This is a genomic window from Cystobacter fuscus (assembly GCF_044360685.1).
Classification (GTDB): Bacteria; Myxococcota; Myxococcia; order Myxococcales; family Myxococcaceae; genus Cystobacter; species Cystobacter fuscus_C.
In genome coordinates this window covers 7,308,431-7,321,745 of sequence record NZ_CP043491.1, presented here as the reverse complement: position 1 = coordinate 7,321,745, position 13,315 = coordinate 7,308,431, and the positions used below count along the sequence as shown (strand labels likewise).

The 13,315-nt window shown below is 69.6% G+C and carries 12 protein-coding genes; 5 read left to right on the top strand and 7 right to left on the bottom strand.

Annotation, left to right across the window (positions count from 1 at the left end):
• On the bottom strand, positions 1 to 1,170 hold the full coding sequence (locus F0U63_RS29855; protein WP_395834940.1) for an acetate/propionate family kinase: 1,170 nt from the start codon (positions 1,168 to 1,170) through the stop codon (positions 1 to 3).
• A complete protein-coding gene (locus F0U63_RS29850; RefSeq protein WP_395834938.1) occupies positions 1,167 to 3,530 on the bottom strand; it encodes a phosphoketolase in 2,364 nt (787 codons plus the stop codon). The genes F0U63_RS29855 and F0U63_RS29850 overlap by 4 nt, the downstream gene beginning before the upstream one ends.
• Before the next feature lie 186 nt (positions 3,531 to 3,716).
• Between F0U63_RS29850 and F0U63_RS29845 the strand changes: the two genes are divergently transcribed.
• Positions 3,717 to 5,183: an RAD55 family ATPase gene (locus F0U63_RS29845; protein WP_395834936.1), complete on the top strand. Its 1,467-nt coding sequence runs from the start codon at positions 3,717 to 3,719 to the stop codon at positions 5,181 to 5,183.
• A gap of 2 nt (positions 5,184 to 5,185) precedes the next feature.
• The gene (locus F0U63_RS29840) at positions 5,186 to 5,551 is read left to right on the top strand and encodes a response regulator (protein ID WP_395834934.1); all 366 of its coding nucleotides are present in this window, start codon (positions 5,186 to 5,188) and stop codon (positions 5,549 to 5,551) included.
• On the opposite strand, the gene F0U63_RS29835 is transcribed toward F0U63_RS29840, so the two are convergent.
• From F0U63_RS29835 to map, 3 genes are read right to left on the bottom strand one after another with little or no spacing between them, the layout of a single operon-like run.
• A complete protein-coding gene (locus tag F0U63_RS29835; protein WP_395834932.1) occupies positions 5,548 to 6,459 on the bottom strand; it encodes a hypothetical protein in 912 nt (303 codons plus the stop codon). The two genes, F0U63_RS29840 and F0U63_RS29835, sit on opposite strands and share 4 nt — an antisense overlap.
• 9 nt (positions 6,460 to 6,468) lie before the next feature.
• Entirely contained in the window at positions 6,469 to 6,930 is a 462-nt protein-coding gene (locus tag F0U63_RS29830; protein ID WP_395834930.1) for a GNAT family N-acetyltransferase, read from the bottom strand.
• 51 nt (positions 6,931 to 6,981) lie between these two features.
• Complete coding sequence (map, locus tag F0U63_RS29825; protein ID WP_395834928.1) at positions 6,982 to 7,755, bottom strand: type I methionyl aminopeptidase; 774 nt, start codon at positions 7,753 to 7,755, stop codon at positions 6,982 to 6,984.
• An 88-nt stretch (positions 7,756 to 7,843) separates the two neighbouring features.
• Between map and F0U63_RS29820 the strand changes: the two genes are divergently transcribed.
• The 3 genes from F0U63_RS29820 to F0U63_RS29810 all read left to right on the top strand — a co-directional run bounded on the left by F0U63_RS29820 (position 7,844) and on the right by F0U63_RS29810 (position 9,950).
• The gene (locus F0U63_RS29820; RefSeq protein WP_395834925.1) at positions 7,844 to 8,125 is read left to right on the top strand and encodes a LysR family transcriptional regulator; all 282 of its coding nucleotides are present in this window, start codon (positions 7,844 to 7,846) and stop codon (positions 8,123 to 8,125) included.
• Between the two features lie 138 nt (positions 8,126 to 8,263).
• Positions 8,264 to 9,307 (top strand): DUF72 domain-containing protein, encoded by a 1,044-nt coding sequence (locus tag F0U63_RS29815; protein WP_395834923.1) that lies wholly within the window; start codon positions 8,264 to 8,266, stop codon positions 9,305 to 9,307.
• Positions 9,308 to 9,632: 325 nt separating this feature from the next.
• Positions 9,633 to 9,950 carry a Smr/MutS family protein gene (locus F0U63_RS29810; RefSeq protein ID WP_395834921.1) on the top strand — a complete coding sequence of 106 codons (318 nt, stop codon included), beginning with the start codon at positions 9,633 to 9,635 and terminating at the stop codon, positions 9,948 to 9,950.
• Positions 9,951 to 9,953: 3 nt separating this feature from the next.
• Here F0U63_RS29810 and F0U63_RS29805 read toward each other — a convergent pair whose 3' ends face one another.
• Together F0U63_RS29805 and F0U63_RS29800 are read right to left on the bottom strand one after the other, a co-directional pair.
• A complete protein-coding gene (locus F0U63_RS29805; protein WP_395834919.1) occupies positions 9,954 to 10,274 on the bottom strand; it encodes a (2Fe-2S) ferredoxin domain-containing protein in 321 nt (106 codons plus the stop codon).
• An 80-nt stretch (positions 10,275 to 10,354) separates the two neighbouring features.
• Positions 10,355 to 13,069 carry an SNF2-related protein gene (locus F0U63_RS29800; RefSeq protein ID WP_395848446.1) on the bottom strand — a complete coding sequence of 905 codons (2,715 nt, stop codon included), beginning with the start codon at positions 13,067 to 13,069 and terminating at the stop codon, positions 10,355 to 10,357.
• Positions 13,070 to 13,315: the final 246 nt, after the last annotated feature.

Sequence of the window (13,315 nt, the reverse complement as noted above, 5' to 3'; positions counted from 1 at the left end):
TCAGGCCCGCATCAGCCGGCGCGTATGGCGGGCGATCTGCTCCTCTTCCTCGCTCGGGAGGATCTGGATCGTCCCGCGCGAGCCGGGCGCCGAGATGATGCCCTGGCCGTCCCGGTTGCGGGCGTCATCGAGCACCAGCCCCAGATGGCCGAGCATCGCGCAGACCCGCTGGCGCACGATGGGACTGTTCTCGCCGATGCCTCCCGTGAAGACGAGCAGGTCGATTCCTCCGAGCACCGCCGCATAGGCCCCGATCGTCTTGGCGATGCTCCGCACGAAGACCGAGAGCGCCAGCGCCGCCGGAGCATCACCGAAGCCGGCGGCGCGCGTGAGCTCGGACATGTCGCTCGTCCCTCCGGAGAGCGCCTTGAGCCCCGAGTCGTGGTTCACCAGGGACTCGAGCCCCTCGGCATCCGCGTGGCCCTGGCGCAGCAACCAGAGCAGCACGCCGGGGTCGATATCACCCGTGCGCGTGCCCATGGGAATGCCGCCGGTGGGGGTGAACCCCATGGTGGTGTCCACGGAGAGGCCGTGGCGGAGCGCGGCCAGGCTGGCTCCGCTGCCCAGGTGCGCCACGACAGTGCGCTCGGGCACCCGGGGTTTGAGCCGCTCCACGATGGATTCGTAGGAGAGCCCGTGGAAGCCATAGCGCTCCACGCCCTGGTCCCGGTATTGGCGCGGCACCGGGAAGACGGCCGCGTCCTCGGGCAGGGTGCGGTGGAAGACCGTGTCGAAGCACGCGAACTGGGGCACGGACGGGTAGCGCTCGCGCGCGTGGCGGATCAGCTCGAGCGCCGGCGGCACATGGAGGGGCGCGAAGTGCGTCGTCGCCTCCAGGGTGTGAAGGACCTCGTCGGTCAGTGCCCGGTGCTCGCGCAGGTGCGGCCCCCCATGGACGACGCGGTGGCCGATCGCCACGGGTGAGGTGTGGCCGAGGGACTCCAGCCGGTCCATGGCCCGATCGAACGCCTCGCGCTGGGTGGGGTAGGGCGCGGACTTCTCGAACACCTTCTGTCCGTGGGCGTCCTGGAGGGACAGGCTGCCCCGCTCGCCCCCGATGTGCCGCACCGCGCCCTTGAACAGCACGGCCTCATGGCCCTCGCGGTGCGCATACACGCCGAACTTCAGCGAGGACGAGCCACTGTTGATGACCAGCAGGGGGCCGTTCATCGCGCCGTCCAGTTCCAGTCGCGCACCTCCGGCAGGTCCTCGCCATGTTCGGAGACGTGGAGCTTGTGCCGCTGGAGCACCTCCGACAGCCGCTGCTCGGCGTCCTTCACCCGGTGGGCCGTGGTCCGGGAGTGGCGGATCGCATCGAGCGCCAGCGTGTAGCGATCCAGCTTGTTGAGCACGGTCATGTCGAAGGGGGTCGTGGTGGTGCCTTCCTCCCTGTAGCCGTGGACGTGGATGTTGCCGTGGTTGGCCCGGTTGTAGGTGAGCTTGTGCACGATGGTGGGGTAGCCGTGGAAGGCGAAGACGACGGGCTTGTCCCGGGTGAAGAGCCGGTCGAAGTCCTCATCGTTCAGTCCGTGGGGGTGGCCGCCGACGGGCTCCAGGGTGAAGAGGTCCACGACGTTGACGACGCGGACCTTCAGCTCTGGCGCCCACTCGCGCAGCACCGTCACCGCGGCGAGCGTCTCCAGGGTGGGCACGTCCCCCGCGCAGGCCATCACCACGTCCGGCTCGCCTCCCGCCTCGTTGCCCGCCCACTCCCAGATGCCGATGCCCGCGGCGCAGTGGCGCACCGCGCTCTCCATGTCGAGCCACACCGGGGCGGCCTGCTTGCCCGCGATGATGACGTTCACGTAGTTCTTCGTGCGCAGGCAGTGGTCCGCCACGGACAAGAGCGTGTTGGCGTCCGGGGGCAGGTAGATGCGCACCGTGTCGGCGCGCTTGTTGGCCACGTGGTCGATGAAGCCGGGATCCTGATGGGAGAACCCGTTGTGATCCTGCCGCCACACGTGGGAGCTGAGCAGGTAGTTCAGCGAGGCGATGGGCTTGCGCCACGCCAGGTCCCTGGCGGACTTGAGCCACTTGGCGTGCTGGTTGAACATCGAGTCGACGATGTGGATGAACGCCTCGTAGCAGGAGAAGAAGCCGTGGCGTCCGGTGAGCAGATAGCCCTCGAGCCACCCCTGGCACAGGTGCTCGCTCAATACCTCCATGACGCGGCCCTCCACGGAGAGCGACTCGTCCACGTCCTCGTAGCGGGCATTCCACCGCTTGCCGCTCGCCTCGTAGACGGCCTGCAAGCGGTTGGAGGCGTTCTCGTCCGGCGCGAACATGCGGAAGTTGCGCTGGGAGTGGTTGCGGCGCATGACGTCGCGCAGGTACTTGCCCAGCACGCTCGTGGCGCTCACCAGGTGGGAGCCCGGCGTGCCGCACTCCACCGCGTATTCGCGGAAGTGGGGCAGCACGAGCGGCACCAGGAGCTGCCCCCCGTTGGCGTGGGCATTGGCGCCCATGCGCAGCCGCCCCTTGGGCGCGAGCTCCGCCAGCTCCTCGCGGAAGGTGCCGTGCTCGTCGAACAGCTCGTGGGGCCTGTAGCTGCGCAGCCACTGCTCGAGCAGTTTCAAGTGCTCGGGGTTGGTGCGCACCTCGTCGAGCGGAACCTGGTGGGCGCGCCAGGTGCCCTCTACCGGCTTGCCGTCCACGACGGCGGGGCACGTCCAGCCCTTGGGGGTGCGGAGGATCAACATGGGCCAGCGGGGCCGGGTGGCGTCGTTGTTCTCGCGCGCCTGGCGCTGGATGTCGCGGATCTCCCGGTAGAGGGTGTCGAGCACCTCGGCCATCCGCTGGTGCATCGTCCGCGGGTCATCCCCCTCCAGGACGTAGGGGTGGTAGCCGTAGCCGCGGAAGAGGGCCTCGAGCTCGTCCGGGTCGATGCGCGCGAGCAGCGTGGGGTTGGCGATCTTGTAGCCGTTGAGGTGGAGGATGGGCAGCACCGCGCCATCGGAGATGGGGTTGAGGAACTTGTTGGAGTGCCAGCTCGCCGCCAGCGGGCCCGTCTCCGCCTCGCCGTCTCCCACCACGCAGGCGACGATGAGGTCCGGGTTGTCGAAGGCGGCGCCGTAGGCGTGCAGCAGGCTGTAGCCCAGCTCGCCGCCCTCGCTGATGGAGCCGGGCACCTCCGGCGAGTCATGGCTGGGGACACCGTAGGGCCAGGAGAACTGGCGGAACAGCCGCTTCACCCCATCGGTGTTGCGCTCGATGTTCGGGTAGGTCTCCGTGTAGGAGCCCTCGAGGAAGGTGTTGGCGATGATGCCGGGGGCGCCATGTCCCGGGCCAATCACATACATCATGTTGGCCTGGTTCAGCCGGATGATGCGGTTGAGGTGGACGTAGATGAAGTTCAACCCGGGCGTCGTGCCGAAGTGCCCGAGCAGCCGGGGCTTGAGGTCGTCCAGCACGAGCGGGCGCGTGAGCAGCGGGTTGTCCTTGAGATAGATCTGCCCTACCGAGAGGTAGTTGGCGGCGCGCCAGTAGGCGTCGATCTTCTCCAGCTCCGAATCACTCAGTGGACCGGACATGCGCGGCTCCTCGCGGGCGGTGGGGTGTGGCGGGTGCGGCCACGGAGCCGATTACCAGCCGCGCGGGAACCGGGGGTCGCGGGCGGAAGAGGGGCGTTCGACAGATGACGCTGGCGCGAGAAGACCGTTCCAGCTACGCACGCACCGAACACGGGCCGTTAGTCTGTGGTGGAGGAGAGAACAGTGATGACAGAGCACGGTCCAGGTCCTCAGGAGCGGATTTCAACGGGCGTCCCGGGCCTCGATACGGTGCTGCACGGGGGGTTCCGCCGGGGCCGGACCTACATGCTGATGGGGCTGCCGGGCGCGGGAAAGACGATCCTCGCCAACCAGACCTGCTTCCATCACATCCGGCAGGGACTCGGGGTGCTGTACGTCACCTTGTTGGCCGAGTCGCACACGGATCTGGTCTCCAACCTCGAGCCGCTCTCGTTCTTCGATGCTTCCCGCATCGGGCGGGCCGCCACGTACGTGAGCGCCTTCAACGTGCTGGAGCAGGGCGGACTGGATGCCCTGCTCGCGCTCATCCGCAAGGAGATCAAGGCCCGCGACTCCTCGCTGCTCGTGCTCGACGGCCTGGTGGCCGCCGAGGAGATGGCCCCGTCCCCCCAGGCGCTCAAGAAGTTCATCCACAACCTCCAGGTGGTGACGGGCATGTTGGGGTGTACCACCCTCATCCTCACCACGGGCGGTGGCAAGGGGCTGCGCGCCGAGCACACCATGGTGGATGGGTTGATCGTGCTGCGGCAGCGCACGCAGGGCGCGCGCATGCTCCGGGAGCTGGACGTACGCAAGTTCCGGGGCAGCGCGCACCTGCTCGGCTGGCACGGCTTCGACATCACCTCCGATGGGCTCGTCGTCTACCCCCGCCTGGAGTCGCTTCCGCGCGAGGATGTCGCCCATACCCCCTCGGGCCACACGCGGTGCGCCTTCGGCATCGCCGGGCTGGACGCGATGTTGCACGGGGGCATTCCGTCCGGTTCCTCCACCCTGCTGTACGGCCCTCCGGGCAGCGGCAAGACGCTGCTGGGCGTGAGCTTCCTCGCGCAGGGAGCGCGCCAGGGTGAGCGCGGCCACCACTTCGCTTTCTACGACTCTCCGGAGCGCATGCGGGTCCAGGCGCGCGGCGTCGGTCTGGACCTCGATGCCCTGGTCGAGCGCGGAGAGCTCGAAATCAGCTACCACCCGCCCCTGGAGAACGTCCTCGACAAGCTCGGGGTGCAGTTGCTGTCCCTCATCCGAGAGAAGGGCGTGCGCAGGCTCTTCCTCGACGGGTACGACGGGCTGCAGAAGGCCAGTGGCCAGCGGGGCCGGGTCACGCGCTTCCTGGCGGCGCTCGTCAACGAGTGCCGCCAGCGGGACGTGACGTTGATCTACACGGCCGAGACGCCGTCCGCCTTCGGTCCGGAGCTGAAGTTTCCCCTCCAGGGCCTGTCCCTGGTGGCGGAGAACATCCTCTATCTGCGCTCCGTGGAACTGCGCTCCCAACTGCGCCGCTTCATCTGTGCCATGAAGGTGCGCAACAGCGGTTACGATCACTCCTTCCGCGAGTTGATCATCGGGGACAAGGGGTTGGCCGTGGGTGAGATCATCGAGGATGGACAGCAACTCCTGACGGGACAGGCACGGGTCCCGACGCATCGGGGCCAATAGGCATGGGGCCCATCCTCATCGTCGATGACGAATTCGGCATGGTCGAGACCATCAGGGATCTGCTCCAGGACGAGGGCTACCCGACGATGGTGGCGTTCGACGGGCGCCAGGCGCTGGAGTGCATGGCGGCGGAGCGTCCCTCCCTGGTGCTCGCCGACTACATGATGCCGTTGATGAATGGACCCGAGCTGCTGGACGCCATGAAGAAGACGCCCGAGCTGCGGGACATCCCCATGGTCATCATGAGTTCGGCGCCCCCGAGCTTCTGGCGGCACCTGCCGTGTGCCGCCTTCCTGCCCAAGCCCTTCCGGTTGGGGCCCTTGTTGGCGGTGGTCCACCAGGTCATCGGTGCGCCTCCGGGGCGTTAGGCGTCGATGGGGGGCGAGGGGGGATCGGGCTCCCGGTGGAACATCCTCGCCAGGAGCCGCTCCGCGGCGTCCGCGAGCGCGTCGCGAGACAGGCGCGACTCCTCGCCGAAGAAGCGGGTGCCCACGTTGGTATCGAGCACGTGGGTGGCCAGCAACGCGAAGGAGGCCTCCTCGTCGAAGGTCGTCTCGGCCGCCAGCACGCGCTTGCCCGGGTCGAGCCCCTCGTGGTCGAAGCGGCCCTCCCAGCGCTCGCCGAGGGTGACGGAGAAGTACTGCACGGCCACGTTGCCCGGGCGGGACATGTGCGAGACGGCGACCACCGCGCGCAACTGGTCGCGCTCCTCCGGAGTCATCCGCTGCTTCCAGGCCTCGACGGTGGCGTGCATGGTCTCGAGCTGATCCCGCGCGGCGTCCTCGGCGTTGCGCAGCAGATCCGGCGCCTGGGCACGGACATAGGCGGCGAGCGTCCCGGCGGGGACGCTCGCGCTCGAGAGGACCTGGTCGATCAGGTCGCGCGCCTGGCCCAGGAGGCGATGCTGGCGGGTACGCTCCTCGGAGGAGAAGGTCCGCCGCGCGAGGCTGGCCTCGGTGTCGGTGACGAGCCGCCGCAGGGTGGTGAGTCGCTCGCACGTGGCCTCGTCGAGCACGCCGAGCTGGCCCGACAGCAGCACGTAGAGGGCGAGGGGCAGGTGGGCGAGCGACTTGAACTCGTGGTAGCGCCGGGTGCGCGCGGGGCCCTCATGGCGCTCGCCCCGCATGCGCAGGATGAGCAGGTCGTCGATCTGGGCGATGACGGGGCCCATCCCCGCGAGGACGGCATCCCGGCGCGCCGCGTAGGCCTCGCGGAAGGCCGCGTTGAGGGTGGCGAGTGGATCGGAGGATGGCAGCGCGGCGGGCAGCTCGGACATCCTCGAAGCCTAACGCCCCCCCGGTCCGCTCCGCCGCGCCTCGTTCAGACTCCGCCGCATGTGGACATGCGGAATGTTCACCTCCACGAACGGCTCGCCATACACCTCGTAGCCGAGCGTCTCGTAGAAGCCCGCCACGTGGGCACGCGCGTGGAGGGTGACTTCCCGGAAGCCCCGCGCCCCCAGCTCCTCCTCCAGGGCTCGCACCAGCCGGGCCCCCAGGCCGGTCCGCTGCCGCGCGGGCTCGATGGCCATCTGGAAGAGCCTGCCCGAGTGCTCGCTCTCCGGGTGGAAGAGCACGCACCCGACGACCCGCCCCGCGTCCACGGCGACCAGGTGCAGGCTCTGCGCGTCGAAGGGGAACTTCACCGAGGACCGGTCGAAGCCGAGGGGGGCCCTCAGCACCTGGTAGCGCAGCTCCAGCTCCTCCGGGTACAGCGGGTGCTCGGTATCGATGAAGGTCAGCTGCACGGCTCGCTCCTCGCGCGCCCGGGCTCTCGGAGGGGGGCGCGGGGGCGGACCCTACAGCATCTCCCCGGCCGGGGGCGCGGGGGTGAGGATCTCGCAGCCCTCGCGCGTCACCAGCACGGTGTGCTCGAACTGGGCCGACAGGCTCCCGTCCTCCGTGAGCACCGTCCATCCGTCCGGCAGCACCCGGATCTCCGGGCGCCCCAGGTTCACCATGGGCTCGATGGTGATCACCATGCCCGAGCGCAGCGTGATGCCCGTGCCGCGTCTGCCCACGTGCGACACATGGGGCGGCAGATGCATCTGGTGGCCGATGCCGTGTCCGCCGAACTCGCTCACCACGCTGCAGCCCTCCTGGCGGGCGAGCTCCTCGATGGCGGCGCCGATGTCTCCGAGCCGGGCCCCGTGGCGCACCACCGCCACGCCCGCGTCGCGGCATCGGCGCGCCACGTCCACCACATGACGCGCCTCCGCGGACACCTCCCCGATGAGGAACGTCGCCGAGGTGTCCCCGTGGAAGCCCCCGAGGCACGTGGTGACGTCCACGTTGATGATGTCTCCGGGCGCGAGCCGCTCGTCCGGGCGGGGGATGCCATGGCAGACGACGTGGTTGCGGCTGGTGCAGACGGCCGCCGGAAAGCCCTTGTAGCCGAGCTGGCTGGGGGTGCCGCCCCGCCGCGCCGTGTCCTCGCGCACCCACATGTCGATGTCCGCCGTCGAGATGCCCGGGGCGAGCCGGGCCGCGACATGTGCGAGCGTCCCGGCCGCGGCCCGTCCCGCGTGCCGCAGGCGCTCGACGTCCATTCCCTTGAGCAGTGGAATTCCCATGGCGGGCAAGGTGGACCTGGGGCGTCTGGGCGTCCAATGCTGTCTTGGCATTGGGACCGGAGTCCGCAGAGGCGCTAGACTCGGGGCCGTGAGCCTCACGCACCTCCAGTCCTTCGTCGCGGTGGCCGAAGAGGGCCACGTGGGCCGCGCCGCGCGCCGGCTGCACCTGTCCCAGCCCCCGCTCAGCCGTCACATCCTGTCGCTCGAGGACGAGCTGGGAACGCCGCTCTTCGAGCGCACGCCGCGCGGCATGCGGCTGCTGCCCGCGGGTACGGCCTTCCTCACCCACGCCCGCCGCATCCTCGCCGAGGTGGACGCCGCGGTGCTCACCGTGCGCAAGGCCGCGGCGGACGTCCCGGAAACGAACTGACGGCCCCGCGCGCGACGCGGTGCATCGCGGCCGGGTGCCCGCCCCCCCGGCCTGCCGGCCCCCGGTGTTTCGGCGGAGAAGACCTTGGAAGTGTGGCCGCTCGGGCTTACTCTAGAAATAGAGTCCACCGGAGCGCACATGGCCGATTCCTCCCAACTCGATCTCTTCACCGGGGCGCCGAGCCCCACTCCCGCCAAGGGACGGCGGCGCGGGCAGGGCGAGCCCGTCGGTCCCGCCGAGCTGCCCGACGACGTCCGGGCCCTGGGTGAGCGGCTTCCCCCGGCGCTCTACCTGGGCACCTCCTCGTGGACGTTTCCCGGGTGGAAGGGGCTCGTCTACGACCGGGAGGCCACGCCAGCGCGGCTGTCGCGCGAGGGGCTCGCCGCGTACGCCCAGCATCCCGTCCTGCGCACCGTGGGGGTGGACCGGACCTTCTACGCGCCCATCCCCGCCGCCACCTTCGCGGACTACGCCGCCCAGGTGCCTCCGGGCTTCCGCTTCCTCGTGAAGGCCCACGAGGCCTGTACGCTCGCGCGCTGGCCGGTGCATGCGCGCTATGGCGACGTCCGAGGTCAGCCCAACGCCCGTTTCCTCGACGCCGCCTACGCGGCCGACCTCGTCGTGGGGCCGTGTGTCGAGGGCCTGGGGGAGAAGGCCGGGCCCATCGTCTTCCAGCTCCCGCCGCAGGACGTCCAGGAGCTCGGTGGCGTGGGCCCCTTCCTGGAGCGGCTGCACACCTTCCTCGCCGCGCTCCCGCGGGGCCCGCTGTACGCCGTCGAGGTCCGCAACGAGGCCCTGATGACGGACGCCCTGGGCCAGTTGCTCGCCGACGCGGGGGCCTGCCCCGTGCTCGCCGTGTGGAAGAACCTGCCGCCCGCCGAGCGGCAGGCCGTCCGCCTGCGCGCCTTGCAGGCACCCGCGCTCGTGGTGCGTTGGATGCTCCCGCCGAACCTGGACTACGAGGAGGCCCGCAAGCGCTACTTCCCCTTCGACAGGCTCGTGGACGAGGACCCGCGCACCCGAGAGGGCATCGCCCGCGTCGCCACCGCCGCGCTCAACCTGGGCCGGCCTGTCTTCGCCACCCTCAACAACAAGGCCGAGGGCAGCGCCCCCCTGTCCGCCATCCACCTGGCGCGCAGCGTCATTTCACGCACCGCGTCCAGTTCCGCCGTGGCGCCGTGAGCCCCCACCCGGTGTGGAAGGGAGTGGGGCAATGTGTGTGATTGAAGGGGCTTGGAGCATGGCACGTGGCTTGCTGAAGGGGAGGGTATGAGATCGGTCCTTGTTGCGGCTTTGGTGGCACGCATGGCAGCGGCCGGTGGTGCGGGCCCTGGTGCCGAGGCGCAGGCGCAAATCGCGCCAGCGGGTGATACCTGGGAAGACGTGCGTAAACATTTCTCCGCCCTGCGAAACGAAGTCTCCACCTTGGAGGCCGAGTTCCAGGCGGCCCGGGAACAGCGGCGCCTGGACGCGGTGCGTCGGCACGAAGAGGCTGACCGCATGCGTCGTGGCCAGTAACGAGGGGGACGAGGACGCTGGGTTCGATCCGGAGGCGCCGGTGGCGCTGCCGTTGGATGGGAACCTGGATCTGCATCCGTTCCACCCCCGGGACGTGAAGGACGTCGTCACCGAGTATCTCTGGGCGTGCCGTGAGGCCGGGGTGCTCGACATCCGCATCATCCACGGCAAGGGCACGGGCGCGCTGAGACGCACCGTCCAGTCACTGCTCCCCAAGCTTCCCGAAGTGGAGTCCTTCCGGTCCGCGACCGAGGCGGATGGCGGCTGGGGCGCGACCTGGGTGCGGCTCAAGCCCCGGGAGTCCTAGGCCCTAGTGCGTCTTGGGATGGTCCTCCGGAAGAAGTTGCAGGACGCGCCGGTAGAAATCTTCCCGCTCGTGGAGGGGATCCACCGCGTAGCAGCCGCCCGGCGAGCCCTCGGGCCCCGGTGGCACCACGGCCATCACCCGAGCCTTGGGGCAGATGTCCATGCAACTCACCTTGAGCACCTTCACCTCGTCGCCGTGGCCTTCCGCTTCCAGCCGGCGCTCCAGCCACTTCCTCAAGTCCAGGTTCTTGTTGCCCGAGCACTTCTTGCACACGAGCACGAAGCCAGACTTCCAGGGCGGGCGCACGGAACGAGCGTCGGACATGAAGGCAGGGTAACGACCGGCCTTCGCTTTGGCTCGTACACGGCGTGTGGCCCCCTCGGAAGGCAGGGGGCCGGGCGGCCTCAGGACAGCCAGAAGTAGGCGGAGGCGATGAGGGAGCGCTTCTCGGTGACCTTGGCCTTGTTGGCGAGGTCCGCGATCTGCCGATCCTTGGCCGCGTAGCGCTTCTCCTCCTCGTTGCGCAGCGAGGCGAGCTTCTTGCGGTACTCGCGCTCGAGCCGCTCCGCGTGGGCGCGCGCCTTCATGCGCTCGGCGGGATCCTCCTGGGAGCACACGTGGCGGCGCGCCTCCTGCCAGGCCTCGCGCGCGCGCTCCACCGCCTCGCGCGACTCCAGGAGGCAGTCCTCGGCGAAGCGGTCGGCACGCTCGCGCGCCAGATCCAGCTCCAGGGCATTGCGGCGCTCGGCGGCGCGCAGCACCTCGTCCTTGGCGGCCATGAGCGCCTGCTCCTGCATGAGCGTCACGGACACGGGAGGCGGCTGGCGGCGCCGCTCCTCCTTGCCCACCAGCTTCATGAAGTGCTCGCCGTCCTCGAGCGGCAGGGCGCGGAAGCTCTTGCCGTCGCGCTCGAGCACCAGCACCAGGTGGAGCATGCGCTCCTCGGCCTTGAGGCCCGTCGTCTCGCACTTGTAGACGAACCACCAGCCCTCGCTGCCCGCCAGCCGCGCGAGCCGCGCGGGCAGGCCCGCCGCGTTGAGCTGCAGGTAGTTGATGGCGTCGTGCGTCCTGTCGCGCACGGCATAGGCGGCCTTGGCCACCTGGAGCCGGCCCGAGGCGTGGCTGCCCAGCACCGAGCCCGTCAGCGCGCGCGCGCCCTGCTGGCGCTTCTCCAGCGCCTCCTTCGTCTGCGCGCCCGCCATGCGCAGCCGCCGCCGCACGTCCCCGTCGAAGCGCTCCATCAGCACCGAGCGCGCTTCCGTCATGCGCTCGCTGATGCGGCCCTCCATGTCCGAGCGCAGCTTGTCGAACGCGGCGTTGATGTCGTCCGGGTGGCGGCAGGACTGGTAGATGTCGAGGATGCGCCGCTCGAAGTCCACGCCGCTCTCCAGCGCGCCGAGGATTTCATCCGACGCGCCGAACACGCCGTCGAAGAGGTTCAGCTTCTTCTCGAGCAGCTCGTACAGCCGCGCGTCCGCGGCGTTGCGCCGGTTGAGGAAGTTGATGACGAGCACGTCGCGCTGCTGACCATAGCGGTGGCACCGGCCGATGCGCTGCTCCACGCGCTGCGGGTTCCACGGCAGGTCGTAGTTCACCACCAGGTTGCAGAACTGGAGGTTGAGGCCCTCGGCGCCCGCCTCGGTGCAGATGAGGATCTGCGTCTTCTCGCGGAACTCGTTCACCAGCGCGCGGCGCTCCTCGGGGCCACCGGCCGCGTCACCCGAGAGCAGGGAGATCTTCCCCTCGTAGCCGTTCTGCGACAGCAGCGTGCACAGGTACTGCTGGGTGCGCTTGGACTCGGTGAAGATGAGCGCCTTCTCCGGCCAGCCCTGGCCCTTCATCACCTTGAAGGTGCGATCCAGCGCGCGCAGGAGCGCCTCGCCCTTGGCGTTGACCTTGATGGAGTCGGCGAGGTCCGCGTACTGCTTGAGCTCCCACATCTCGTTCTCGAGCGTGCGGATGCTCACGGGCTTGCTGGAGGAGTCCTCCAGCCACTCCTCGCCCTCCTCGGCGAACTGCCTGGCCTCCTCGGGCTCGAAGAAGCCCAGGGCGCGCTGGCCCAGGCGCGCCGCCTCCAGGCGCTTGGTGAGGTTCTCCGAGAGCCGGCGCAGGGTGGGGGCGATGGCGTAGGTGGAGGAGGCCAGGAGCTTGCGGTAGCAGAGCGTGAGCAGCGTCTTCTTGCCCGGCTCGATGGCGGCCACCTCGGAGCGCCGCAGGTACTCGCTCACCTTCTCGTAGAGATCATGCTCCTCGGGCGAGGGGGCGAAGTCCTCCACGATGGAGCGGCGGTTGGTGTAGCGCACGTACTCGCGCACCTGTCGGCGCAGCGTGCGCTGCACGACGGGGGCCAGCCGCTCCTTGAGCTCGGTGGCGACGTCGCCGGGCAGTCCGCCCGTCTCGCCCTCCAGCCGGTAGCGGCTGCGGAAGGCATGCTCGGGGCCCAGGATCTGCTCGTCCAGGAGCGTGACGAGGCCGAACAGCTCCATCAGGTCGTTCTGCAGGGGCGTGGCGGTGAGCAGCAGCTTGGGGCGGCCCTGGAGGGAGGCGCGCAGGGCCTGGCCCGTCTTGTGTCCGGCCTTGTAGGCGTTGCGCAGCCGGTGGGCCTCGTCGATGACGACCACGTCCCAAGGGATCTCCGCCACGAGCGCGGCCTTGTTGGCGGCGAACGGGTGCGAGCAGATGACGGGGAAGGGCTGATCGAAGCAGTTGCCGGTGGCGCGCACGGTGCGGCCGTCGACCATGACGGACTCGAGGTCGAACTTCTCGCGCAGCTCGCTGTTCCACTGCGCGCGCAGCACGGCCGGGGCGAGGATGAGGATGCGCGTCTTGCCCTCGGCCATGAGCTGGGCGAGCACCATGCCGGCCTCGATGGTTTTCCCCAGGCCCACCTCGTCCGCGAGCATGCAGCCGCCGCGCGAGAGCGAGTCCAGGGCGAAGCACGCGGCCTCGAGCTGGTGCGGGTTCAAGTCCACGCGCGCCTCGGCCAGCGCCCCGGCGAGCCGTTCGCGCGAGTCCGAGCTCTTGATGGTGAGCTCCTCCGCGAGCAGCCGCTCGTGGAAGGGCGTCAACGCCTGCGCCTGCTGCCCGGCTTCCGAGGAGAGTGCCTCCTCCGACGCCATCACCGCCGCCGCATCCGCCACCACCCGCAACTCCCTGAATTCCCTCGCCTCCGCCAAGCGCCTGTCTCCGTCCGTGTCGTGCGTCGCTACACAGGCGTGTAGCACGATTGGGCGGCCATTTTGGGGAGCGAAACGCATCTGTAAAGGGGGTCTTCGCGGGGGCCAACAAATCGGCTCCGGCGGACTTGGCACGGATTTTTTTTCGGGAACCCGATGCGCAAACCGGGTCCACGGAGGTTCGTGCGC

Excerpts from the sequence above, each read along its gene's own strand:
- F0U63_RS29855 (WP_395834940.1), bottom strand. The coding sequence starts at position 1,170 with ATGAACGGCCCCCTGCTGGTCATCAACAGTGGCTCGTCCTCGCTGAAG.
- F0U63_RS29850 (WP_395834938.1), bottom strand. The coding sequence starts at position 3,530 with ATGTCCGGTCCACTGAGTGATTCGGAGCTGGAGAAGATCGACGCCTAC.
- F0U63_RS29845 (WP_395834936.1), top strand. The coding sequence starts at position 3,717 with ATGACAGAGCACGGTCCAGGTCCTCAGGAGCGGATTTCAACGGGCGTC.
- F0U63_RS29840 (WP_395834934.1), top strand. The coding sequence starts at position 5,186 with ATGGGGCCCATCCTCATCGTCGATGACGAATTCGGCATGGTCGAGACC.
- F0U63_RS29835 (WP_395834932.1), bottom strand. The coding sequence starts at position 6,459 with ATGTCCGAGCTGCCCGCCGCGCTGCCATCCTCCGATCCACTCGCCACC.
- map (WP_395834928.1), bottom strand. The coding sequence starts at position 7,755 with ATGGGAATTCCACTGCTCAAGGGAATGGACGTCGAGCGCCTGCGGCAC.
- F0U63_RS29815 (WP_395834923.1), top strand. The coding sequence starts at position 8,264 with ATGGCCGATTCCTCCCAACTCGATCTCTTCACCGGGGCGCCGAGCCCC.
- F0U63_RS29805 (WP_395834919.1), bottom strand. The coding sequence starts at position 10,274 with ATGTCCGACGCTCGTTCCGTGCGCCCGCCCTGGAAGTCTGGCTTCGTG.
- F0U63_RS29800 (WP_395848446.1), bottom strand. The coding sequence starts at position 13,069 with ATGGCGTCGGAGGAGGCACTCTCCTCGGAAGCCGGGCAGCAGGCGCAG.